This is a genomic window from Streptomyces graminofaciens (assembly GCF_030294945.1).
In the GTDB taxonomy this organism is placed as follows: domain Bacteria; phylum Actinomycetota; class Actinomycetes; order Streptomycetales; family Streptomycetaceae; genus Streptomyces; species Streptomyces graminofaciens.
Genome location: NZ_AP018448.1, coordinates 8,373,368 through 8,394,380 on the forward strand (window position 1 = coordinate 8,373,368; position 21,013 = coordinate 8,394,380).

Sequence of the window (21,013 nt, forward strand, 5' to 3'; positions counted from 1 at the left end):
GCGGGCCGGTCACGGCCCGCCCCACCGCGTTCCCTCCAGCGACGGATGAGCTTCTTGCCCTGGCGTTGCGCGGCCGCTTCCCGGACGACCGCCGACACCAGCGGTGCCGTACGCCGCCGGGCGAGGAGGAGCCGCTGGTTGACCACGGTGTCCGGGCGCCAGTGGAACTTGTACGACTCGGCCCCGCGCAGCAGGCTCAGCACCTGCCGGCCGCCGCCGCTCACGTACTCGGCGCAGGCGTGCAGCACCATCGTGGCGACGTCCGCCTTCCACTTCCGCAGCAGGGGATGGGCGCCGTACAGATAGCCGCCCGCCAGATGCCGCGACAGCAGGGTCACGTCGACGGCCAGGACGTCACCGCCGACCCGGAACTCGGTCACCACGGCGTCCCCGGATCTGACCATGGGGCCGATCGAACGGGCCAGGTGCTCGTGGAACCGGGGCCGGAGGTGCTCGGTGGTCACCTTGCGGCCCTGCCACTGCAACCGGTGCAGGTCCAGCATGGTGTCCAGGGCCGTGTGCACCTCGTCGTGCGGTACGACACGCGGCTCCACGCCGAGTTTGCCGAGGTTACGGATCTTCGCCCGGACGCGCTGGGCCCGGGCGGTCGGCAACCGCGTGAGCAGCTCGTCCATCGGCCGGGCCGGCAGCTCCAGGCACACCGAGTCGGGGGCGCGCCGCCGGGGGCCGCGCCACCGGTCGTACACTTGCTCGACTGCGGCGCCGGGTCGCACCTCGCGGAAGTCGATCAGCGCGGTGCGGGCCAGGGCGAACAGTTCCTCGGTCAGCGCCTCCGTCGCGCGTTCGGCGTGCTCGTCGTCGATGAGGACGTCCGCGTAGTCGGAGATCGCACCGCCGAGGGGGACCAGGGCGGGCAGCGGCAGCCGTACGAGCGTGAGGGGAGCGGCGGCGAGCAGTTCCTCGCCCTCGCGCACCAGCACGACCCGGAGCCGACCGGGCTTGCCGTAGGACAGCCACCAGGAGTGGAGCCAGGCGTGGCTCTGGAACGGTGTGGCGGCGGAGCACCTCCGGTGGAGGCGGGTCCAGGCGGCACCGAGCGCGGCGAACTCGCGTTCGTCGGTGCAGAGTTCGGCGTGCAGGACGCCGTCCGTACGGAGGGTGCCGATGCCGTTGCCCACGGCCTGGGGTGCGCCGGTCACAGATGCCGGTGGGCGTCGGCGGCGGTGGCCGGGCCCGGTACGGAGGCCAGCGGAGGGGAGTCCGCGGTGCGTCGTGGGCGCACCAGCAGGAGCAGCCCACCGAGCAGTCCGCCCGCACTGGCGCCCACCAGGCCCGTCACCTTCGGCGAGGCCGAAGAGGCCTCGTTGGGCTTGGTGGCGCGCGCGAACTGCTGGAGCTCCACGCGTGTGCTGTCCTCGGCGAGGTTCGCGTGCCGGGTCAGGGAGCGCGACACGGCGTTGGCCATGTCGACGGCGAGGTCGGGCCGGGTGGAGGTGGCCGAGATGGCGACCATCGGCGCGTCCGGCGAGGTCGCCGTCCGTACGCTGTCCCGCAGAGTCCTGACCGGCACTCCGGCCCACACCTGCGCGTCCCCGAGCACCGCGAGCTGTGTGGCCACCCGCCCGTACGCCTGTGCGAAGCCGAGTGCGGTTTGTGCGTCCGCCTGCTGGGCGGGCACGGCGACGACGTAGTTCGTGGCCGTGTAGGTCGGAGGCGTCACCACGCCGTACGCGCCCCCGAGCATCCCGCCGAGCAGGACGCCGACCGCGAGCAGGGACCAGGGCGGCAGGGCCTTCACTCGGGCGAACGGGGCGGCACCCTGGGGGTTTCCGGGCGCCGGGGCGGGCGTACGGTCTGTCTTGTCGGCGATGTCGGTCATACGGAACTCACTCCCCAAGGCGGGTTTCCGGAAGGCGTGCTGGAGACGGCCGCGTACACGTCCATGAGCTGGGCGGCGCTGCGGGTGATGCAGTAGTGGTGGGCGGCGGCGGGGACGGTCCGGGGCCGCGGGCCCTCGGCGCGGATGCCGAGGAGGGCGCGTGCGAAAGAGCCTGCGCTCCCCTGTACGCGCCGGGAGCCGTTGGCCGTACCTGCCCGCAGGTCCTCGATCGCGGGGCACGACACGTAGACCACGGCCAACCCGGCCGCCATGGCCTCCACGACGGCCAGCCCGAAGGCCTCCTCGGTGCTGGGCGAGGCGAGGACGTCCATGGCGGTCAGCAGCGACGGCAGATCGGCGCCCGGGCGGCCGCCCGCGACCCGCTCGCCGGTGAGCAGCACCCGGTCGGCGACCCCCGCCCGCTGGGCTGCCCGCCGCAGCACGTTCTCCTCCGGGCCGCCACCGACCAGCAACAGCCAGAAATCGGGGGGGAGTTGGGCGAGCGCGCGGATCAGGACGTCGAACCGCTTGCCCGCCGTGAGCCGTCCGACGCCGCCGACGACGTACGCGCCCTCCGGCAGCCCGAGCCGCCTGCGGGTGCGTTCGCGCAGCGCCGGGTCGAAGCGGAAGCGGGCGAGATCGATGCCGTTCGGCACGACCTCGATGCGCGGCCCGGGCACGCCCCACAGCTTCAGCCGTTCGGCGACCGTGGGGGAGACGGCGACCGTGGCGCGGCCCAGGCGTTCGCTGGCGAGGTACAGCTCGCGGACCCCTGCGGAGAGCCGACGGCCTTCCATCTGCGACTCGCCCAGGGAGTGTTCGGTGGCCACGACCGCCCGCACACCGGCCAGGCGCGCGGCGAGCCGGCCGTACACGCAGGCCCGGTACAGGTGCGTGTGCACGAGGTCGTAGCCGCCCGCGCGGATCAGCCGCACCAGGCGGGGGAGGGCCGTGAGGTCGCGATTGCCGGACATACCGAGGTGGGTGACGCGTACGCCGTCGGCGGTGAGGTCGTCGGCGACCGGGCCCGGGTTGGTGAGCGTCACCACGTCGCAGTCGACCGGCAGATGCCGCAGCAGCAGCCGGAGTTGCTGCTCCGCGCCGCCGACTCCGAGGCCGGTGATGATGTGCAGGGCCTTCACGTCCTCAGACCCCCTCGACGGGGCGGCGGCGCAGGCGGTGCAGCCGGTGCTTGACAAAGAGGCGCACGGCGGTGTCCTGCTCGCCGATGTGGACGCGCGGGAGGGCGTACGGGCCGTTCAGCGGGCCGGGGTCGATGGCGCAGGCGTACCCGTAGCCGGCGTCCCGTACGGCGTCGACGGCCCGCTGGTCGACGGTGCCGTACGGGTAGCAGAAGCCCTGTACCGGAGCGCCGATCAACTCCGAGAGCAGTGCTCTGCTCCCGGCGGTCTCGGCGCGCAGTGTCTCGTCGTCCACCTTGGTGAGGTCGATGTGGGCGAGCCCGTGCGAGCCGATCTCGATGCCCGGCGTGGCGGCGGCGGTCAGGATGCCCTGCTTGCTCAGCAGGGGCTTGCGCGGGCCGAGCGGATCCCATTGGTTCTCGTCGTCCAGCCGCCCCGGCAGGACGAAGACGGTGGCCCCGCAACCGTGCTCGCGCAGCAGCGGCAGGGCGGCGTCGACGAAGTCCGCGTACCCGTCGTCGAAGGTGAGCCCCACCAGCTTCCGCCCTTCGCCGCGCGCCCGGGCGGCGAGCAGGTCGGCCACGCTCACCCCGCGCAGCCCCCTGCGGCGCAGCCAGCGCAGCTGCAGACGGAGGCGTTCGGGGGAGACGGTGACGCGGTACGGGTCGTCGGAGCAGTCGCCGACGGAGTGGTACATCGCCACCCACAGGCTTGTGCCGATGGCGGGTCTGGTGCGGTCGGCGGGGGGGATCGGGTCAGCGGTTACGGACATGCGGGAGCCTTCGTGTGACGGAGTGGAGTGCGGGTGTGAAGCCGGCGGCCCCCAGGGCCCGAGCCAGCGCGACGAAGACGACGGACACGACCGTGGATCCCACGGCGAGCCCGAGCAGAGGTGTGTCCATGCGGCTCGCGCAGAACATTCCGATCGCGGCGGCGACCGCGGCCGCCCGCACCGGCCTGCTCATCTCGGCCACCACCTGCCGGACGCGGATCGGCACCCCGCGCCCGCCGATGCCGTGGAGCAGGAGGAGGGCCGTGACGGTGATCCCGGTGGCGTTGGCGGCCGCGAGTCCGAGCACGCCCCAGTGGGCGGCGGTGACGGCGCCGATCCAGCAGGTCACGACGATCCCGGTGGCCATGGCGGCGAGCGGGTACCAGCTGGGGCGCCGGGTGGAGAAGTACGAACGGACCAGCGCGCCCACCATCGCGTGGCCCAGCAGCCCGAGGGCGTACACGCGCATCACGGCGGCCGTGGCAGCGGTGTCGTGGGCGGTGAACGCACCGCGCTGGAAGAGGAGTTCGATGATCTGCGGCGCGCAGGCGACGATCAGCGCCGCGCCGAGCAGCACGATGCAGGAGACCAGCGCCAGATCCTTCTCGACCCGGCTGCGGGCCCGCTCGGAGTCGCCCGCGGCCACCGCCTGCGCCACCACCGGGAAGGTGACGGTGCACAGCATCAGCGAGAACGTCATGGGGATCTGGGCCACCTTCTGCGCGTAGTTGAGGTGCGAGATGGCCCCGGCCGGGAGTGTGGAGCCGAGGAAGCGCTCGATGAGTACCTGGGACTGGCGGCACAGTCCGAAGAGGAGGACGGTGCTGACGAGAGCGAGATCCATCGGACGCTCCGGCTCCACCGCTTCCACGACTGTCGCCGACTTTCGACGCAACTCCCTGAGCAGAGAGGGCAGTTGGGAAATGATCATGAATACGCCGCCCACCGCGACCCCGATCGCCGCGGCGCGTACCCCCCAACGTCCGCCGAGGACGAACATCACCGCGATGATCCCGGTGTTGTACGCCACGTAGATCGCCGCGGGTGCCATGAACCGGCGGTGGGCGCGCAGCGCCGCGCTGCAGAACCCGGCGAGCCCGAAGGTGAACACACAGGTCGCCGTCAGCCGGGTGCAGTACACCGCGAGCGCCGGATCGGGCAGGCCGGGCGCGAGCACCCTCACCAGGTAGGGCGCCCCGGCCATCAGCAGCGCGGCCACCGCCGTGAAGGCCAGCGACAGCCGGGGAAGCGTGGTGGCCACCACCGAGCGGACGGGATCGCCGGGGGCGCCCTGCGCACGGCGGGCCACGGCCACGCTGATCATCGGCACCAGCACGATGGCCAGGCCGTCCTCGATGAGCAGCGTCGCCGCGAACTCCGGCACGGTCCAGGCGACCAGGAAGGCGTCCGTCTCGGGACCGGCTCCGAACAGGTACGACAGGGCCTGGTCGCGGCCGAGGCCCAACAGGGACCCGATGGCCGTGAGCGCGGCTGTGACGAGGGTCGCCTTGGCGAGGAACCGGCCGGTCGGCGGGGCGACATCGGTGGGCTCGGCAGTGGCCCGGGCGGAGGGCACGGGCGGGGGTACGGACCCAGGTACCGCCGGGGCTCCGCCGGTCGTCCGAGGAGGCGTCACGGTCATCGCGCTCCGGCCCCCTGCGGTACGGCGGCCCCGGCCCGCTGCTCGGCGGACGCACGGGAGGAGGACGTGGTGTCCGCCAGGGCCCACCACGCCACCAGCCCGAAGGCCACGGCGGTCAGCGCGGTCGAGGGCCCGCCGATGTCGGCGTACACGAAGTCGACCAGCATCCACACGAGCACCCCGCACGCGACGAGCCCGCAGTCGAGGCCGCGGGGGCCGTGCGCGCGCCCACCGGGTCCAGGGACGAGCCCACCAGGCCCACGGGCGGGCGCGCCCGGCTCACGTCGTAGTCGCACCAGCCCCCGTGCCGCGCACACCAGCAGCGCCAGCCAGCTCCCCGCCAGGGTCAGCAGGCCGACGAGCCCCTGCTCGCTCAGCACGAGGAGGTACATGTTGTGCGGCGACAGCAGGGACTGCTTGTGGTACACCGTCCCGGCGCCCCCGATGTCGCTCCCGGACGACAGCGCCAGCGAGGCGCGCCCGTCCCGGTACTCGGGGAAGCCCTTCAATCCCACGCCGGTCAGCGGCTGTTCGCGCCACATGTCGACGGCCGCCGCCCACATCGTGTACCGGTCGGTGACCGACTGGTCCGGGGCGTCCGCGACCTGCGTGATGCTGCCGATCCGGTCCTGGAGCATGGCGGAGCCGATGCCGAGCCCGCCGGCGAGGACCACGCCCATGGCGGCCACCGCCGCGAACACCGTGACCGCCCGCCGCAGCCCCGCCAGCACCACCTGGAGCGCGCAGGCCGCCGCTGTGGCGATCCACGCACCCCGGCTGAACGACACAGCGAGCGGCACCACCAGCACCAGCGCGCAGAGCAGGGCCGTCGCCCGCTGCCCGGTGGGGGCCGGCCCGAGCGCCAGCCCCACCGCGCACACCAGCCCGAACGACACGACCGTCGCCATCCCCATGACGTCCGCCGGCCCGAAGGTCCCCACCGCCCGGATGTTCTCACCCACGTACGAGGCCCCGGTCCCGGTGACGTACTGGTGTACGCCCACGGCGCCCTGCCACAGCGCCAGCCCGACGAATGCCCAGGCCACCACCCGGAAGTCCGCGCGGCCACGCACGCTCAGCAGGACCGCCGCAGGCACCAGCACGAAGATCTGCAGATACCGGGCGAGCCCGGAGATCCCGGCCGACGGCGAGATCGCCCCGGCTGCCGCCAGGGCGAGGCCCACGACGGGCAGCCCCAGCACCATGGCGGTCTTCCGGGCCAGCGGGCGCCGCCGCTCCCGTACGAGACGGATCCCGCACCACAGCACGAGCAGCCCGGAGACGGCGTCGGCCGCGGTCGGCCCGTCCTCGCCGCCGGGGGAGACGGGCAGCGCCAGCATGGCGATCACCGCCAGCACCGGCAGGAGGGACGATGCGGCACTGGCAGCCGACCGGGTCACGGCTCAGCTCCCCGTGGGCCGGACGAGTGCGGCCGCCGTGCGCAGCAGGACACAGACGTCCTGCCACAGCGACCAGTCGTCGATGTACGCGTTGTCGAAGCGGGCGCGGTCCTCGATCGAGGTGTCGCCCCGCAGCCCGTGGATCTGGGCGAGGCCGGTGATGCCGGTCCGCATCCGGTGGCGGTCTGTGTAGCCGGGGTACGCCTGGCTGAACTTGCCGACGAAGTAAGGCCGTTCGGGGCGAGGCCCGACCAGACTCATGTCGCCGCGCAGCACGTTCCACAGCTGGAGCAGTTCGTCCAGCGAGGAGCGCCGCAGGAAGCGGCAGAACCAGCGCATCTCCTGCTCGTTCGCCACGCTCCACCGGGTCGCGGCCTCGTGCGCGTCGGCCGGGCGGTGCGTACGGAACTTCAGCAGAGTGAACGACCGCCCGCCCCTGCCGATCCGCTCCTGGCGGAACACCACCCCGGGCCCGTCGCTCAGCCGCAGCACCACGGCGGTGACCAGCAGCAGCGGGCTGACCAGCAGCAGCAGGGTCCCGGAGACGGCGATGTCCAACACCCGCTTGCCGACATCTTCGTGACGGTTCGTCAATCGCAGCCGACGGCACGGGAACCCGGCGAGACGCTCACCGCTCCGGTCGTACGACGGCGACTCCGCGTCCACCTGCCACAGCTGGCAGCCCGCCTCGGCCAACGCCCGCAGCAGCGGTCCGCGTTCGGCGCGGGAGCCCACGACGAGGACGGTCTGGACGCCGTTCTGGACGATCGCCCGCCGTACCTCCTCGTCCGTGGTCAGCACCGGCAGGCCCTCGCCCCCGGCCGACTGGTCGGCGACCACGCCCACGGGCCGCAGTCCGCACCCCGGGCGCCGGAGGAACGCGGCGGCCACGCGCTGCGCGGTCGTCGCGGGACCGACCACCAGGGCCGCACGGGGCCTGCGCACGAGCGCCCGGCGCCGCAGCCAGTGCACCGTGCCCCGGCCCGCGCAGCTCGCCGCCGACTGCAGGACACAGCCGAGGACCAGGGCGCCGACGGACAGGGAGTGGTCCGGGGAGTAGGCCGCCACCGACGCCGCGAGCACGCACCAGCAGACGACGATCCGCGCACAGACGGCGGGCAGTTCGTCCAGCACGGCAGGTACAGCGGGCGGCCGGTACAGCCGTGCCCGCGCGTTCAGGCACACAACGGCCAGCAGCAGCCCGGCGACCAGCAGCGGGCGCCCTGGTGTCCTGGCGTCGGTGAGCACCTGCGCGACGAGGAGCGCCGCGCCCGCGTCCACCGTGAGCAGCGCGAGCCGTGAGGCGTGCCGCCGTATGGCGGGCCGCGCGGCCGGGAGATCGGTGCCGCCGCCGGCTCCGCGTGGAGTGATGACCGAGACGCTCGAGAATCCGTACTCCGGTGGCTGTCCGCCAGGGGAGGGAACGGTGCTTTCCGCAGTCACGTGAGGATGGTCTTCCTGTACTCGGTGGCTTCCCCGCACGGGGCGTGCCCGACGGACGCGGAGTCCGGCGCGCGACCGTCGCGCGACGCACCTTCGCCTCTCGCATCGCTTCCGTCGGCCAGCAGTTCGCGGTACACGTCCGCCACAGCTCCGGCCGTGTGCCGCACGTCGTGGGTGGTCAGGACATGGCGGCGCCCTTGGTGACCGAGCGACTCGCGCCGGGACGGATCGCGCAGCAGCCCGGTGATCGTGCGGGCGAGCGCTGCCGGATCCTCGGGGGGCACGGGTTCCTGACCCGATGGCAGACTCTCGCGGGCGCCGTCCACATCCGTGATCACGACCGGCCGCCCGCAGGCCATGGCTTCCAGCGGCGCCAGCGCCATGCCCTCCCAGCGGGACGGCAGGACGACGAGATCGGCGGCCTGGTACCAGGGCACGGCATCGGCGGCGGCCCCGGCGAACAGCACCCCGTCGGGCGCGAGCCCCCGCAGCGCCTGGTTGTCCGGCCCGTCGCCGACCAGCACGAGCCGGGCCCCCGGCACCTGCCGGACCACCGCCCTCCACGCCTCCAGCAGGATGTCCTGCCCCTTCTGCCGGCACAGCCGCCCCACGCACACGACCAGCGGAGCGTCGGCCCCGAGACCGGCGAGCAGCGGAATCCCGGCCCGTGCGGCACCGAGGGCCGCGGGGCTGAAGCGCCGCGTATCGACTCCGTTGGCGATCACCCGCCACCGCGCCCGCACTCCGGCCCGCTCTCCGGTGACCCGCTCGGCCTCGCTCACGCAGACCACGCGGTCGGCCCAACGAGCGCCCCACTGCTCCCACTTCAGGGCGAGCGAGGCGGTGACCCCGCCGACCGCCTCGAACGACCAGGCGTGCGGCTGGAACACGGTCGGAATCCGCCCGCGTACGGCGAGCCGCGCGGCCAGCCCGGCCTTGGCGCTGTGCGCGTGGACCAGGTCGGGCCGCACGTCGGCGAGGACGCGCCGGAGGTGTCGTACCTCTTGGAGAAGAGTGGGCCCCGGCGAACGCGTCGCGTGCCAGTGCCGTACGTTCCCGCCGAGCGACCGGAGGGCGGGTGCGAGACCGCCTCCGGGACAGGCGACGGTGACGTGCAGTCCCTCGGCGAGCTGGGCCCGCATCAGGTCCGTCACGACTCGGGCCACCCCGCCGTCCACGGGCTGGGTGATGTGCAGGATGCGCGACGGAGGGTCCATCGGCGACAGGTGCATGGGGATTCCTTGCGCACGTTCACGGCGCGGGTCGGCGTGCGTCATGGCTTGGCGTCCACGGCGACGAAGAACACTCCGACCCAGGCGGCGTCCCGCTGCGAAGCGATCCGGAACACCAACTGGTCACCGCCGGGCCGGAGCTCCTCGCTCAGATCGAGGACGTCGGAGTCGTAGCCGAGCGTGTTCGCATAGGCGGGCGAACGATCCGGGCCGCTCGACCCCGGGTCGCTGATCGTCGAGTTCAGGACGTCGTCCCGGGGGTTGGCCGCGTCGCCCAGTGCGATCGGCTCCCCGTTACCGACGGAAACGGTGAGCGTGTCGCCGCGCGTGCCGCGGTCCCCGTTGTAGGCGACCAGACCGACCTGCCCACCCGCGCCCCTGGGGAACGCCATGCCGGGCAGCCGGACCTCTTGGTCCCGGTCGGCCGCGAGTGCGTCGAAGCCGTCCCACACCGCCAGGTGCCGTAGCGGCTCCGACTCCTTCTCGTACACCACCACCAGCGTCCAGCCGCCCCAGGCACCGGCGGCCGAGCGGCCACTCGCCACGTTGACCTGCGCCACGGTGTAGAGCCCGGGACCGCTGGACCGGACCAGTTTCGTGACGTCCGCCGAGGCCTGGAAGGCGTCCGCGCCGCGCGCCACGCGGTGCCCGACCAGCGTGTCGGCAACCACTTCCTTGTACGCGCCGCCGGGCTCCGCGATCAGCACCCGCCCGTTGTCCTCGGGCGGCTTCTGCTCCCCTGCGCGTAGGTTGCCGCCCCAGTACAGACGGGCGTACGTCACCCGCGCCCCCTGCGGCAGACGGACCTCGCCGTGGCTGGAGTTGTAGGTGTTCGGGTCGCTGTCCACATCGATGTAGGACATGTCGAAGTCGCCGTTCGCCGCCGCACCGCCCCCGCGTGCGTCCTGGCACGACGGCGCGTCCGCACGCGCAACGGCCGTGCGGCAGGTGATGGACGAGTTGGCGGCGCGGACGATCCCGCCGTGTTGCACGGCGTGGTGGCGTTGCTGGAACGCGAGGCTCGCCGCCTCGGCCGGCGGCGCGATGGACCTGGCAGTCGCGGAGGTGCCGGGTGTCCAGAGAGGCGCGAGAGCACAGCAGCACACGATGGCGTGGCGCAGCAGAAGACCCGGGTTATGGCGCATGACCGGCGGTGCCCTTTCGGGATGCTCATTGGCCGAGGGGCGCCCCGACCTGTGCACACGGCCTGAGGCCGCGGAGAATCGCAACGGTATCCGTCAATCCGTATATATCGGCGAAACCCGACATGCGTGTTGAAATCGTGAAACCGTGCGTTCCGTGGATCACTCTTTCGGCGGCACAACCCCCGCGCGCGCCACGCGTTGATCGAGCGTCGGGCGCACCGCCCGGATGTACTGCGTCACTACCAAGGAGCATTTCTCCATGTCGCGTATCGCGAAGGGCCTGGCCCTGACCTCCGTTGCCGCCGCCACCGCTGTGGTGGGCACCGCCGGCGTCGCCGCTGCCGACAGCGGCGCGAAGGGTGTCGCCGCCCACTCCCCGGGCGTGCTGTCGGGCAACGTCATCCAGGTCCCGATCCACATCCCGATCAACCTCTGCGGAAACACCGTCAACGGTCTCGCTCTGCTGAACCCCGCCTTCGGCAACAACTGCCTCAACCGCTGACACCTTCCGCGGCGTTCCCCCGGCCGTCCTCCCCGAGCGGGAGGGCGGCCGGTCCGCGTTGCCCCGAATGGAGGGAAGGGTGCGGCGCTCCCCCGAGGGGCGCCTCACCAGCGGCGACGGCGGTGACATGGGCAGCTGATCGTTACATGCGGCGACCGAGATGTTGCAGATGGTGACGGCGGATCACACGGTGAGTATCAAGATCCGTCACACCGATCGAAGGGGAACACCCATGCGTGCTCTGCCGGCCCGCCGCCTCGCGTCCTCCGCCCTCTCTGTCGCTCTCGCGCTCGGGATCACAGCCCCCGCCGCGCTGGCGGTCGACAGGGACTCGAGCCGGGCGACGGCGCCCGCCCCCACCGCGGATGCGCTCATGACGCAAGTCAAGTCGTTGGACGACCTCGCCGGCGTACTGAAACCGGTCACCGCTCTGCTCGACTCCGTACTCAAGGCGGACAATGGCCGGCTCTCCGCCGAGCAGGCAGCCGAACTCGGCGACGACGTCAAGAAGTCGCTCGCCGAGTTCACCGCTGCGGCTCCGGTGACCCCGCCGGCCATGCCCGCCAAGCCCGCACCCGCCAAGCCCGCGGCACCCGTCAAGCCCGCGGCACCGGTCAAGCCCTCGGTACCGGTCACGCCGGCCGCGCCCACGGCATCGACGCTGCCGCAGCCCTTGACCGCACCCTCGATGCCCGTGCAGGGCGGAAGCGGCGCGGTGGACAGGCCCATGCTCCCGATCGACCTCAAGCGCGACGCGGTGGCCGACCTCCGGAAGAAGGTCGACGCCCTGCTCGAGGCGGCCACTTCTGATGATCGCGAAAAGGTGACGCCCGCGGCCGGAGACGTGCTGACCGGCATGGTCAACGTGATGACGGCCAGCTTGGTCGGCGGCGGTCTGCCGAAGGCGAACCTCCCCGGTCTGCCCCCGCTCAACCCGCCGACCGGTGCTCTGCGACCGTCCTGACGCCCGTGCCGAGTGCCCACCCAAGACCGGGGTGATGCCTGAGGCGAAGCAGGCGCCACCCCAGCCGTCGGGCCGGCCTTCCCCGAACTCTCGGCTCCGCTCGAGCAGGGGAGACCCTCATGGTCGGCCCGACGGCTATATCGCGCCCACCGACTCACCCGTACCGACTTGTATGAGAATGCGATAGGCCGTTCGTTCGGGTGAGTCGCGGAATTTTCCCTCCATGGGGTTTCCGAGGAGGCCGGGGCTCGTTGGGCAGGGGGGCAGGGAGACGTCAGGCATTCCCCCTGTCCACGCAGTGAATTCCCCCTGACGACATGAGTCGCCGAAGAAAGGAACACGATGAAGTCGCTGACGGCCGCCGCTGTCGTCGCCGGGTCCATGGCCATCGCTGGTGCTGCCACGCCGGCCCATGCCCACAACACCGCGGATCTCACACGCCCCAGCCTCACCGGCGCCATGGAGACCACCCCCGAGAACTCCCTCGACGTCGTCCCCATGCGGCACCAGTCGAACGAGCTCGACACCGAGAACAAGGACTCCGTGCTCCACGCCGTGAAGGGCACGACAACGTCCCTCAACTCGCGCGGCGGCCCCACCCAACTCCTCGGCGGTCTTCCCCTCCAGCGCTGATCGTTTTGTGAACAGTCGCGCGGGACCGGATTTCCGGAACTTCGCGCGCGAGCAAGCGACCTCGCACGCAGACGAATTCCGCGTGCACGAACCGTCAGGGCCGATTTCGCAATGGCGCGGAGTCGGCCCTCCGCGCTGTCCGCAGGCCGTACCCGCAGCGGTGTTCGACGCGGTTTCTCATTTCGTGTGCGGACTCCTGTATATCGCCGGGCGGGTGAAAACGCGGCGGGGTGCGTCCGAGGGCGCGGATAGGATTCCGTGGTGACCTCAATTCCCACCGAAACGCGCTCTTTCCGCCCCGGCGAACTCGGCACGCTCGTCGTCCTGGCCCGGAGTGGCGAAGCCCTGGACGGCGACATGCCCCACCCTCCCGGCCACACTCCGGGCGACGGCGGGAACGGCCCGGAGGCGTCCCCGGCCGCCACAGAGACGCCGACCGGCGCGGCGCGCGTTCTCCTGCCGGCCCGCAGCCCGCGCGCCTGATGGAAACCGCTGGGTCGCGGCCCGGGTGGGCGGCACGAGCCTCCGGGCGGATGGCGGGCGGCAGCCGAGGGCTCGCCCTGCTGCTGGTGATCACGGGCGCGGCCGGGCTGCTGGCCTCCTGGGTCATCACGATCGACAAGTTCAAGCTGCTGGAGGACCCCGACTTCACACCCGGGTGCAGCCTGAACCCCGTCGTCTCCTGCGGCAACGTCATGGAGAGCGACCAGGCTTCGGCCTTCGGTTTCCCCAACCCGATGCTGGGCCTGGTGGCGTACGGCATCGTCATCTGCGTCGGCATCAGCCTGCTGGCCGGGGCGGAGTTTCCACGCTGGTACTGGCTGACCTTCAACGCCGGCACGCTCTTCGGCGTCGGCTTCTGCACTTGGCTGCAGTTTCAGTCCTTGTACCGGATCAACGCCCTGTGCCTGTGGTGCTGTCTGGCGTGGGTCGCCACGATCGTCATGTTCTGGTACGTGACGTCGTTCAACGTGCGGCGTCAATTCCTGCCCGCGCCGGGCTGGTTGCGCGGATTCCTCGGGGAGTTCACCTGGGTCCTCCCGGTGGTGCACACCGGCGTCATCGGCATGCTGATCCTGACGCGGTGGTGGGACTTCTGGACGAGCTGAGGCGACCCTGGACCTGCGGCCACGAACAGCTCGCGCCCCTCGTCGCACAGCCCATGGCCCTAGCCTCGATCTTTCTTGACGGTCCGCCGACGGAGTCGGTGGACCGTTTTCGTGCCGTGGACTGAGCTTGCGCAGGCCGAAGGCCCGAGTGCCGCCTCGGGATGGCGCCGGATTCCACTGCTCCGGGTGTTGAGGTGCTGTCGAAGGGACGGGGAATCCGCTGGTCAGCCAGGGTCGGGCAGGTGGGTGAGCCTGTCGAGGGCTGCGGTGATGTGGCCGGTCCAGGGCCAGTGCCGGGCAAGGCGGAGGATCCGTCGGCGGCCGGTGGTCACGAGTTGTCCGGCCGCGGTGAACAAGCGGAGGCGTAGTCGGCGGGGTTCCCAGAGCCTGGCTTTGCCGGTCAGGGCGAGCATCGGTATCCAGGCCAGCAGGTCGAGAGCGATCTGCACGATCTCCAGCCAGATCCGGTTCTGGGCGGTGCGGTGCAGGGGCAGGTTGCGCAGGCCGGTGGCCCGGGCGGCGCGGATGCGGTCCTCGGCCCGGGCCCGCAGTCGGTGGCGGAGCTCGAGCTCGGCGATCGGCCGGCCCAAGGTGTTGGTGGCGAAACAGGTCAGCCGCATACCGTCCGCATCCGTGAGCCGCAACTGGGCCCCGGGGTGCGGTCGTTCCTTCCTGACGATCAGCCGTATGCCCTCCGGCCAGCCGTCCAGAACGTCGCCGGTGAGTTCAGCGACCCAGGCGCCGTCGCGGATCTCGCCGTCCGCCTCGACGGCCGCCGTCCAGGCCGATGCCGGAACGCTCAGCACGTGCTGGTGGATCGCCTCGGTGATCACCATGCCGACCGAGTAGGACAGCCACCGTCCCCGCCGGGCGAGCCAGGCGACGAAGTCGTGGGTGCCGCCCGCGGAGTCGGTGCGGATCAGGGTCCGGCGTCCGCGCCGGTACTTCTTCGGCAGCTGAGCCAGGGCCAGTTGGGCGGCGGTGATGTGGTCAGCGGCCGTGTTCGATCCCGCGTTGCCTGCTCTGAGCAGGGCCGCGACCGGTTCACCCGTGCCGCCCGGTCCGTGGTCGACGAACCCCATCAGCGGGTGGTGGCCGTAGGTTCGCTTCCACGTGGGTGCGGCGTCCTCCTTGTCCGAGTGCGCGATCACCAGCACCCCGTCGAGGTCCACGGTCACCGTCCCGCCCGCGTCAGGCGCTTCCCGGTCGGCCAACCGCCAGACGTGTCGGCGGACTTCAGCCCGCGCGGCACGGATGGCCCGCAGGGCCTTCTCCCCGGAGGTGGCCAGGGCCTCGACGAGACGAGAGACCGTCGGGTCGGAGGCCACCGGCCCGAACACGGCCGGCTCGGCCCGCAGCATGGCGACATCCGCGAGGCAGTCCCCGCCCAGCGCGACCGCCAGGGCCACGTCCAGCAGGGTCTTGCCCGGATCGTGCACCGCCCGAGCTTTCCGCCACGGCGTCAGCGCCGCTGATATCGCGGTGTCCAGGCCGGCCTTGCGGACGGTCTCGACCAGCAGCACGCCCCCGGCCTGCGAGACCACCGCCCGGCCGCCGCCCTCGATGCGGACACGCGGGTACGACCCGATACGCTTCTTCACCTGGAGAGTGCTTCTTTCCGTGCAGCCAACAGGACCCTAGACAAGTCCCATCGTTGCAGGTCAGGAGCACTCTCCGCTTATTTGATCAAGCCTCGGACACCCCGCCTCGTGAAAGCGCGAGGCTAGGCCCGGCTCGTGTGCGACGGCGGTGAGCGTCCCGCCTCACGGCCACGCGGGCCTCGGTAGTCGCGCCGCACCGATCCGACCTGCCGTTTCCTCGGCCGGGGGACAGCCCGCCTCACAGGTCAGAAGGTGGACGTTGTCCGCCCTGATCCCCGCGGAGTCCTGAGTGACGTCGAAGCAGACCCGATCGCCTTCGACCAGCGTGGCATCCGCACAGCCGTGAATCGCCGAGCGGTAGGCGACCGCATCGGGCGCCCCGCCCTCCTGGGCGATGACGCCCACGACCCCGCAAGGATCGAACCACTTCACCACGCCACTTGGCACAGCCCACCTCCGACGTCGTCCTATTCGGATCGGAGGGCTCAGCGTCCACCCGCACCCCCTCCGCCGCAACCAGCGCATGCCCTGGCGCACGAGGCAACCGTTCTGCGCTCGGGGCGCTCATCACCACGCCGCCGCCCGACGGCACCGGCCGAGCTGAGCGACTCGGCCCGTCGCAGACGGCGCGCCGACTGCCGCGTAGGCGTGTCGCACGGGGACCTGCCCGACTTCGCCGCACTCGGAGTGTCGGACCGACGGCCGGACGATCCGTGTTGTCGAGGTGCGCGGTGGCCCGCCCTCACCTTCGACCGCCCAGTAATAACAAGGCGAAACCGGAGTCCGGCCGCCTGTCCGCACGGAATCCGCGCCGACGACGAGAAGCGCCACGCATTCCCGCCCCGTTGACCCGGCTTCCCTCGTCTGCCGTAACTTATGGCCATACGGGTGAATGGCCGCACTGTCAGCACGCGCTGATCGTTGATCGGGGTGTTCAATTCTACTCAAGGGGATCGCAACAGCGTTTCCTCGCAGTGGAAAACCGAAAGGAAGAAATTCCGTGTCGAAGATCACTTTCGAAGAGCTGGACGGTCTGACCGGCGAGATGCTCCCGGAGCGCTCGGTCCTGTCCACCTTCGCCCCCGTCCACGGTGGTGGCAACGACGGCGCCGTCGTGACGAACGCCTGCGTCTCGCACCACTCGGACACGGACAAGGGCCTGCTCAACCTGGGCCTCACGGGCAACGGCGGTGCCCAGTCCAGCATCACCTGCGCGCCGGGTAACGCTGTCGCGTTCTGATAACAACGGCAGCGGCCGGGGCACCCTGTCCCCGGCCGCTGGCCGTACCCCCCAGCACACGCTTATCGAAGCGTGTGCTTTCGGCGCCAAAAGCGGTGCTGGTGCCTGCTCGAAGGCACCGCGGCACCGCTTTTTGGCATGAGGAAGGAAAGTCATGTCCGGCATTGGTTATGAGGAACTCAACGCTCTGTCCGGCGAGCTGCTCCCCGAGAGGATGCTGCTTTCCATCGTAATTATCGACAACAGTACTCGTAATACGTATAACTTTCCCTCGGGTGGTGACGGCAAGGGCGGAACCACGGTCGCCTATGCCTGTCAGGCACAGCAGACGCAGGCGTCAGGGGGCCTGCTCGCCGCCCTGGGCCTGGGCACGCCGGCCAGCAGCAGCATGACGTGCGTCCCGGCTGCGGTCGTCACCCGCTGAGACGCACCCCCTCCGCAGCCGGCCGCGTTCACCGTGACGGAAGCACCGGTGCGCCGGAAAGGCCATCGCGGCCGGGACTGCGGTCGGCGGCCAGAGAACGCCCCGTCGCAGGCGGTGGAACACACCCGGGTCCTCCCGCCGCAAGGCCTCGGCGGGAGAACTATCCGTTTGGGAGATCGCCATCAGTACGCAAACACCCACGCCGGTCCACGAGGAGTCGCCTGTCCCTGCGGAGGCGGGCCCCATGCTCACCGAGGGAACCGAGCTGGTGGGCGAGTTCGCCGGTTCCGGATACCGCCACCCACCCCACCTGGTGCACCGCTTCGACGGGCAGGTCATCCACCTGCCCGAGCTGCTCTACGAGACAGCCAAGAGCCTGGAGCGGCACCAGGACGCAGCGACGAGATCCGGCGGCGGCCCTCACCTCCTCGACCGCGTGGCGCAGGAGCTCACCAGGAACACGGGCCGTGCGTTCACCGCCGACCACGTGGCCTTCGTGCTCGACAACAAACTGGCACCGCTGGGGATCACCACCCGAAGCGACGGCACCCTTGCCGACTTCGCCAAGGCCGATCACCTGTTCCTCGGTCTGCGCTATCGCGCGGCGTTGATCTCCGAAAACGTCTCCTGGATCATCGCGGGCATCTTCGCCTGGTTGTTCCAGCCCCTGCTCGTACTCCTGGCCGTGTCGACCTTCCTGGCCACCGAGATCTGGCTGTTCTCCACCGAGAACGCCGGCCGTGCCATGGCTCAGGTGATGGCCGACCCCGCCGGCATCCTCATCATGCTGGGACTGACCCTGGCCTCCGCCGCCTTCCACGAGGTCGGCCACGCCGCGGCCTGCCGTTACGGCAAGGTGCGCCCCGGGGTCATGGGGTGCGGGCTCTACCTGGTGTGGCCGGCCTTCTACACCGACGTCACCAGTTCCTACCGACTCGGCCGCGGCGGACGGCTGCGCACCGACCTGGGCGGCGTCTACTTCAACAGTCTGTTCGTCCTCGGCCTGGCCGCGCTGTACAGCCACAGTCCGTCCCCGGTACTGCTGGCGGCGATCCTGCTCGTCAATCTGGAAATGGTCCAGCAGCTTCTGCCGACCCTCCGGTTCGACGGCTACTACATCATCTCCGACCTGGTCGGTATCCCGGACCTGTTCAAGTACATCGGTCCCATCCTGCGCCGCACCATCCTGCGACGCCCGGCGGAGGAACGGCTCCAGGCCCTCAAGCGGTGGCCTCAGGTCGTTGTCACGATCTGGGTGCTCACGGTGCTGCCCGTCCTCGTCCTGCAACTCGGCATGGTTCTCTTCCAAACGCCGCAGATGGCGACCACGGCATGGGGCACCGCCACCAACCTCATCACCAGCGCCACCACCAGCACCACCCCCGTGCTGAGCACCGCGGCGGCCTCCGTGCAGATCTTTTTCCTTCTGCTGCCGCTGGTGGGCATCCTGCTCATCCTCTGGCAACTGGTCAATCTGGCGGTCCGGCTGCTCCGCAAGCGCTTCGGCAAGCCCGCGGCCGAGCCGCGGGACCGGCGCGGCCACCGAAGCCACGGGCACGGCACCCTGTCGCTGTTGCTGTGGGGGGCTCTCGCCACCGTCGGCGCCCTCGCCCTGGCCTATCTGCTGTGGACCCTGGTCCACCCCGCGGCAAGGCTGTCCAAGGACCGGGCGGCCCTCCACGCCACCGGAGCGGAGCCGACAGCCCCGCCAGGAACACCACCCGCCGACGTACGCTCCCCCGCACGCCCTGAGGGGCCCTCCGGACCCACCGGCATCGCCCACGGTCCCGTCTCCCTGCGAGACCTCAGCGGGACAACTGCCGAAACCCGTACGGCTTCCGAGTCGTCCGACCGCCGGCACAGAGCACGGACCAGCACAGAAGGCGGCACCCCCGCCCACACCGGCACCAGGGCCGACGCCCGGAACGCCCACCATGGAAGGCCTGAGCCGCACGCCGGAGACCACGCCTCCGGCCCGGGCCGCTCTCCCGACGTCGTCTGTCCTCCCCTCGTGAGAGTGCCTGTCGTCGAGGTCGGCGTACTCACCATCTGCCCCTGACACGCACGAGCGAAGGACCCGGCACACGGTGGTGTGCCGGGTCCTTCGCTGTACGGGTGTGGAGAAGACGTCGGCGGGATCCGCCGCTACGCGCGAGCCGCACGAGGTACGGCTGAGCTCCCGACGGTAGACACCGTCGGGAGCTCAGCCGCGTGTTGCCCGTTTGTCGCGTCGGCCCGGGGTCAGTGGCCGTGGCGGTGGCTCTTCTTGCTCTTCTTGCCGTCCTTCTTGTCGTCGTGCTCCTCGTTGACGCACTTGTTGCCGAAGGCGGGGTTCAGCGCGCCGACGATGTTCACGGTGTTCCCGCAGATGTTGACCGGCAAGTGAATGGGAACCTGGATGACGTTGCCCGACAGCACACCGGGCGAGCCGATGGCCGCGCCGGTGGCATCCGCGTCGGCCGAGGCCAGCCCGGCCCCGCTGAGGACCACGGCGGACGTACCCAGGGCGACGGTGGCCACCTTCACCATGCGAGACATCACGTTCTCCTTAGTGATTCGATGAACTCGGCCGCACGAACGCGACCGGACGCCCCTTCAACGCGTCGGCGTACGGCGGGTCACGGTGTTCATCCTGGAATCACCCTTTTTAAGCAGGGAGTTCCGTTGTACGGGCCTCTCAGGCCCCCGGACACATCCGGCCGGGCGGCGGCCCAGTGCTGAGATCCGGTTCGACTCCAGGGGCGCGGCGGTTGATCTCCCGGAGCATGGCTACCGACCCACTGATCCGTCTGTTCCCCGACGAGGGCAGGGTCCCCGCGCGTTTCGCCGCCGTGGCATCTGCACCGGCCGTACGGGTTCTACTGGCGAGCGGGAGTGGGTGAGGCCGTGGTGCTGAGGGTGCCTCAGCCGAGGAGTCGTACCGGGGAACCCGCCAGGTAGGCCTGGATGTTTTCGACCGCCTGGCCGTAGTACGTGCCGTAGTTGGCGCGGGAGACGTAGCCGAGGTGTGGCGTGGCGAGGAGGCGGGGAGCCGTACGCATCGGGTGGTCGGCGGGGAGCGGCTCGATGTCGAAGACGTCGATGCCGGCTCCGGCGAGGCGCTCCTCGCGCAGGGCGGTGATCAGGGCGTCCTGGTCGACGATGGCGGCCCGGGAGGTGTTGATCAGGTAGGCGCTCGGCTTGAGGAGGGCGAGTTCGGGAGCGCCGAGCAGACCACGGGTGCGGTCGCTCAGTGCCAGGTGGATGGAGACGAAGTCGCTGTCCGCGAGCAACTCCTCCTTGGAGGCGGCCAGATGGACGCCCACCTCGTCGGCGTACTCCTTGGTGAGATTCTGGCTCCACGCCGTCACCCGCATACCGAAGGCGAGGCCGACCCGGGCCACCCGGCTGCCGATCTTGCCGAGTCCGAGCAGACCGAGCCGGGCGCCGTGCAGGTCGACGCCGACCGTGCTCTGCCAGGGGCCGCCGGTGCGCAGGGCGTTGTTCTCGGTGACCAGGCCGCGGGCCAGGCCGAGCAGGAGGGCCCAGGTCAGCTCGACGGGCGGGGTGGCGGAACTGGCCGTACCGCAGACCGTCACCCCGTGCGTCTCGGCGGCCGCGTAGTCGATCACCGAGTTGCGCATGCCGGAGGCGATCAGGAGCTTCAGCCGGGGGAGGCGGGCGAGCAGCGAGGCGGGGAAGGGGACGCGTTCACGCAGGGTGACGACGATGTCGTACTCGGCGAGGGCCACCGCCAGAGCGTCCTCGTCGGCGAAGTGTTCCGCGAAGCTCACGACTTCGACGTCGTCGGTGACGGGGGACCAGTCCGCGATCTCGGTTGCGACGGCCTGGTGGTCGTCGAGTACGGCGCAGCGGAGTCGCATGGTGGTGCCTTCCGGTCAGGCCTGCGGGCGCTTGGGGACCCTACCCGGCCTCTGGAGACTG

Annotated in this window: 20 protein-coding genes and 1 pseudogene; 8 read left to right on the forward strand and 13 right to left on the reverse strand. The window is 71.1% G+C overall.

Features of this window, described 5'->3' with window-relative positions:
* Window positions 1-14: 14 nt before the first annotated feature.
* The 9 genes and pseudogenes from SGFS_RS36775 to SGFS_RS36815 all read right to left on the reverse strand — a co-directional run.
* A pseudogene (locus SGFS_RS36775) lies at window positions 15-1,127 on the reverse strand (GNAT family N-acetyltransferase); the annotation flags it as partial.
* Window positions 1,128-1,156: 29 nt separating this feature from the next.
* Window positions 1,157-1,840, reverse strand: a complete 684-nt coding sequence (locus SGFS_RS36780) for a YveK family protein (protein WP_286256489.1) — start codon at window positions 1,838-1,840, stop codon at window positions 1,157-1,159.
* Window positions 1,837-2,982, reverse strand: coding sequence for a glycosyltransferase (locus SGFS_RS36785; RefSeq protein WP_286256491.1), 1,146 nt, complete (start codon window positions 2,980-2,982; stop codon window positions 1,837-1,839). The genes SGFS_RS36780 and SGFS_RS36785 overlap by 4 nt, the downstream gene beginning before the upstream one ends.
* A 4-nt stretch (window positions 2,983-2,986) precedes the next feature.
* A complete protein-coding gene (locus SGFS_RS36790) occupies window positions 2,987-3,679 on the reverse strand; it encodes a polysaccharide deacetylase family protein (protein ID WP_286260253.1) in 693 nt (230 codons plus the stop codon).
* A gap of 58 nt (window positions 3,680-3,737) precedes the next feature.
* The gene (murJ, locus tag SGFS_RS36795; protein WP_286256492.1) at window positions 3,738-5,396 is read right to left on the reverse strand and encodes a murein biosynthesis integral membrane protein MurJ; all 1,659 of its coding nucleotides are present in this window, start codon (window positions 5,394-5,396) and stop codon (window positions 3,738-3,740) included.
* Window positions 5,393-6,736, reverse strand: a complete 1,344-nt coding sequence (locus SGFS_RS36800; protein WP_286260254.1) for an O-antigen ligase family protein — start codon at window positions 6,734-6,736, stop codon at window positions 5,393-5,395. The genes murJ and SGFS_RS36800 overlap by 4 nt, the downstream gene beginning before the upstream one ends.
* Window positions 6,737-6,799: 63 nt before the next feature.
* On the reverse strand, window positions 6,800-8,239 hold the full coding sequence (locus SGFS_RS36805; protein ID WP_286256493.1) for an exopolysaccharide biosynthesis polyprenyl glycosylphosphotransferase: 1,440 nt from the start codon (window positions 8,237-8,239) through the stop codon (window positions 6,800-6,802).
* The gene (locus SGFS_RS36810) at window positions 8,236-9,471 is read right to left on the reverse strand and encodes a glycosyltransferase (protein WP_286256494.1); all 1,236 of its coding nucleotides are present in this window, start codon (window positions 9,469-9,471) and stop codon (window positions 8,236-8,238) included. Before SGFS_RS36810 ends, SGFS_RS36805 begins: the two co-directional genes overlap by 4 nt.
* A 41-nt stretch (window positions 9,472-9,512) precedes the next feature.
* A complete protein-coding gene (locus tag SGFS_RS36815) occupies window positions 9,513-10,616 on the reverse strand; it encodes a DUF3344 domain-containing protein (protein WP_286256495.1) in 1,104 nt (367 codons plus the stop codon).
* A gap of 259 nt (window positions 10,617-10,875) precedes the next feature.
* Between SGFS_RS36815 and SGFS_RS36820 the strand changes: the two genes are divergently transcribed.
* The 5 genes from SGFS_RS36820 (at window position 10,876) to SGFS_RS36840 (ending at window position 13,824) form a co-directional block, all read left to right on the forward strand.
* Complete coding sequence (locus tag SGFS_RS36820; RefSeq protein WP_286256496.1) at window positions 10,876-11,118, forward strand: chaplin; 243 nt, start codon at window positions 10,876-10,878, stop codon at window positions 11,116-11,118.
* Between the two features lie 232 nt (window positions 11,119-11,350).
* Complete coding sequence (locus SGFS_RS36825; RefSeq protein WP_286256497.1) at window positions 11,351-12,082, forward strand: hypothetical protein; 732 nt, start codon at window positions 11,351-11,353, stop codon at window positions 12,080-12,082.
* A gap of 342 nt (window positions 12,083-12,424) precedes the next feature.
* Window positions 12,425-12,715, forward strand: a complete 291-nt coding sequence (locus tag SGFS_RS36830; protein WP_286256498.1) for a hypothetical protein — start codon at window positions 12,425-12,427, stop codon at window positions 12,713-12,715.
* 261 nt (window positions 12,716-12,976) lie between these two features.
* Window positions 12,977-13,198 (forward strand): DUF5949 family protein, encoded by a 222-nt coding sequence (locus SGFS_RS36835; protein WP_286256499.1) that lies wholly within the window; start codon window positions 12,977-12,979, stop codon window positions 13,196-13,198.
* A complete protein-coding gene (locus tag SGFS_RS36840; RefSeq protein ID WP_434028115.1) occupies window positions 13,198-13,824 on the forward strand; it encodes a vitamin K epoxide reductase family protein in 627 nt (208 codons plus the stop codon). The genes SGFS_RS36835 and SGFS_RS36840 overlap by 1 nt, the downstream gene beginning before the upstream one ends.
* Before the next feature lie 224 nt (window positions 13,825-14,048).
* On the opposite strand, the gene SGFS_RS36845 is transcribed toward SGFS_RS36840, so the two are convergent.
* Window positions 14,049-15,425 (reverse strand): IS1380 family transposase, encoded by a 1,377-nt coding sequence (locus SGFS_RS36845; protein ID WP_286253570.1) that lies wholly within the window; start codon window positions 15,423-15,425, stop codon window positions 14,049-14,051.
* A gap of 162 nt (window positions 15,426-15,587) precedes the next feature.
* Window positions 15,588-15,950: a cold-shock protein gene (locus SGFS_RS36850; protein WP_286260255.1), complete on the reverse strand. Its 363-nt coding sequence runs from the start codon at window positions 15,948-15,950 to the stop codon at window positions 15,588-15,590.
* 475 nt (window positions 15,951-16,425) lie between these two features.
* Between SGFS_RS36850 and SGFS_RS36855 the strand changes: the two genes are divergently transcribed.
* The 3 genes from SGFS_RS36855 to SGFS_RS36865 all read left to right on the forward strand — a co-directional run bounded on the left by SGFS_RS36855 (window position 16,426) and on the right by SGFS_RS36865 (window position 19,148).
* The gene (locus SGFS_RS36855; protein WP_286256501.1) at window positions 16,426-16,665 is read left to right on the forward strand and encodes a hypothetical protein; all 240 of its coding nucleotides are present in this window, start codon (window positions 16,426-16,428) and stop codon (window positions 16,663-16,665) included.
* Between the two features lie 154 nt (window positions 16,666-16,819).
* Window positions 16,820-17,089 carry a hypothetical protein gene (locus SGFS_RS36860; protein WP_286256502.1) on the forward strand — a complete coding sequence of 90 codons (270 nt, stop codon included), beginning with the start codon at window positions 16,820-16,822 and terminating at the stop codon, window positions 17,087-17,089.
* Between the two features lie 244 nt (window positions 17,090-17,333).
* Window positions 17,334-19,148, forward strand: a complete 1,815-nt coding sequence (locus SGFS_RS36865) for a hypothetical protein (protein ID WP_286256503.1) — start codon at window positions 17,334-17,336, stop codon at window positions 19,146-19,148.
* 182 nt (window positions 19,149-19,330) lie between these two features.
* On the opposite strand, the gene SGFS_RS36870 is transcribed toward SGFS_RS36865, so the two are convergent.
* Window positions 19,331-19,627, reverse strand: coding sequence for a chaplin (locus tag SGFS_RS36870; RefSeq protein WP_286256504.1), 297 nt, complete (start codon window positions 19,625-19,627; stop codon window positions 19,331-19,333).
* Window positions 19,628-19,992: 365 nt separating this feature from the next.
* Window positions 19,993-20,952 (reverse strand): D-2-hydroxyacid dehydrogenase family protein, encoded by a 960-nt coding sequence (locus SGFS_RS36875; protein ID WP_286256505.1) that lies wholly within the window; start codon window positions 20,950-20,952, stop codon window positions 19,993-19,995.
* Window positions 20,953-21,013: the final 61 nt, after the last annotated feature.

Bases quoted from the DNA above. Each gene is read 5' to 3' on its own strand.
- SGFS_RS36790 (WP_286260253.1), bottom strand. From the start codon at position 3,679: ATGTACCACTCCGTCGGCGACTGCTCCGACGACCCGTACCGCGTCACC.
- SGFS_RS36810 (WP_286256494.1), bottom strand. From the start codon at position 9,471: ATGCACCTGTCGCCGATGGACCCTCCGTCGCGCATCCTGCACATCACC.
- SGFS_RS36800 (WP_286260254.1), bottom strand. From the start codon at position 6,736: ATGCTGGCGCTGCCCGTCTCCCCCGGCGGCGAGGACGGGCCGACCGCG.
- murJ (WP_286256492.1), bottom strand. From the start codon at position 5,396: ATGACCGTGACGCCTCCTCGGACGACCGGCGGAGCCCCGGCGGTACCT.
- SGFS_RS36850 (WP_286260255.1), bottom strand. From the start codon at position 15,950: ATGCGCTGGTTGCGGCGGAGGGGGTGCGGGTGGACGCTGAGCCCTCCG.
- SGFS_RS36870 (WP_286256504.1), bottom strand. From the start codon at position 19,627: ATGTCTCGCATGGTGAAGGTGGCCACCGTCGCCCTGGGTACGTCCGCC.
- SGFS_RS36875 (WP_286256505.1), bottom strand. From the start codon at position 20,952: ATGCGACTCCGCTGCGCCGTACTCGACGACCACCAGGCCGTCGCAACC.
- SGFS_RS36820 (WP_286256496.1), top strand. From the start codon at position 10,876: ATGTCGCGTATCGCGAAGGGCCTGGCCCTGACCTCCGTTGCCGCCGCC.
- SGFS_RS36825 (WP_286256497.1), top strand. From the start codon at position 11,351: ATGCGTGCTCTGCCGGCCCGCCGCCTCGCGTCCTCCGCCCTCTCTGTC.
- SGFS_RS36860 (WP_286256502.1), top strand. From the start codon at position 16,820: ATGTCCGGCATTGGTTATGAGGAACTCAACGCTCTGTCCGGCGAGCTG.
- SGFS_RS36815 (WP_286256495.1), bottom strand. From the start codon at position 10,616: ATGCGCCATAACCCGGGTCTTCTGCTGCGCCACGCCATCGTGTGCTGC.
- SGFS_RS36840 (WP_434028115.1), top strand. From the start codon at position 13,198: ATGGAAACCGCTGGGTCGCGGCCCGGGTGGGCGGCACGAGCCTCCGGG.
- SGFS_RS36830 (WP_286256498.1), top strand. From the start codon at position 12,425: ATGAAGTCGCTGACGGCCGCCGCTGTCGTCGCCGGGTCCATGGCCATC.
- SGFS_RS36780 (WP_286256489.1), bottom strand. From the start codon at position 1,840: ATGACCGACATCGCCGACAAGACAGACCGTACGCCCGCCCCGGCGCCC.
- SGFS_RS36865 (WP_286256503.1), top strand. From the start codon at position 17,334: ATGCTCACCGAGGGAACCGAGCTGGTGGGCGAGTTCGCCGGTTCCGGA.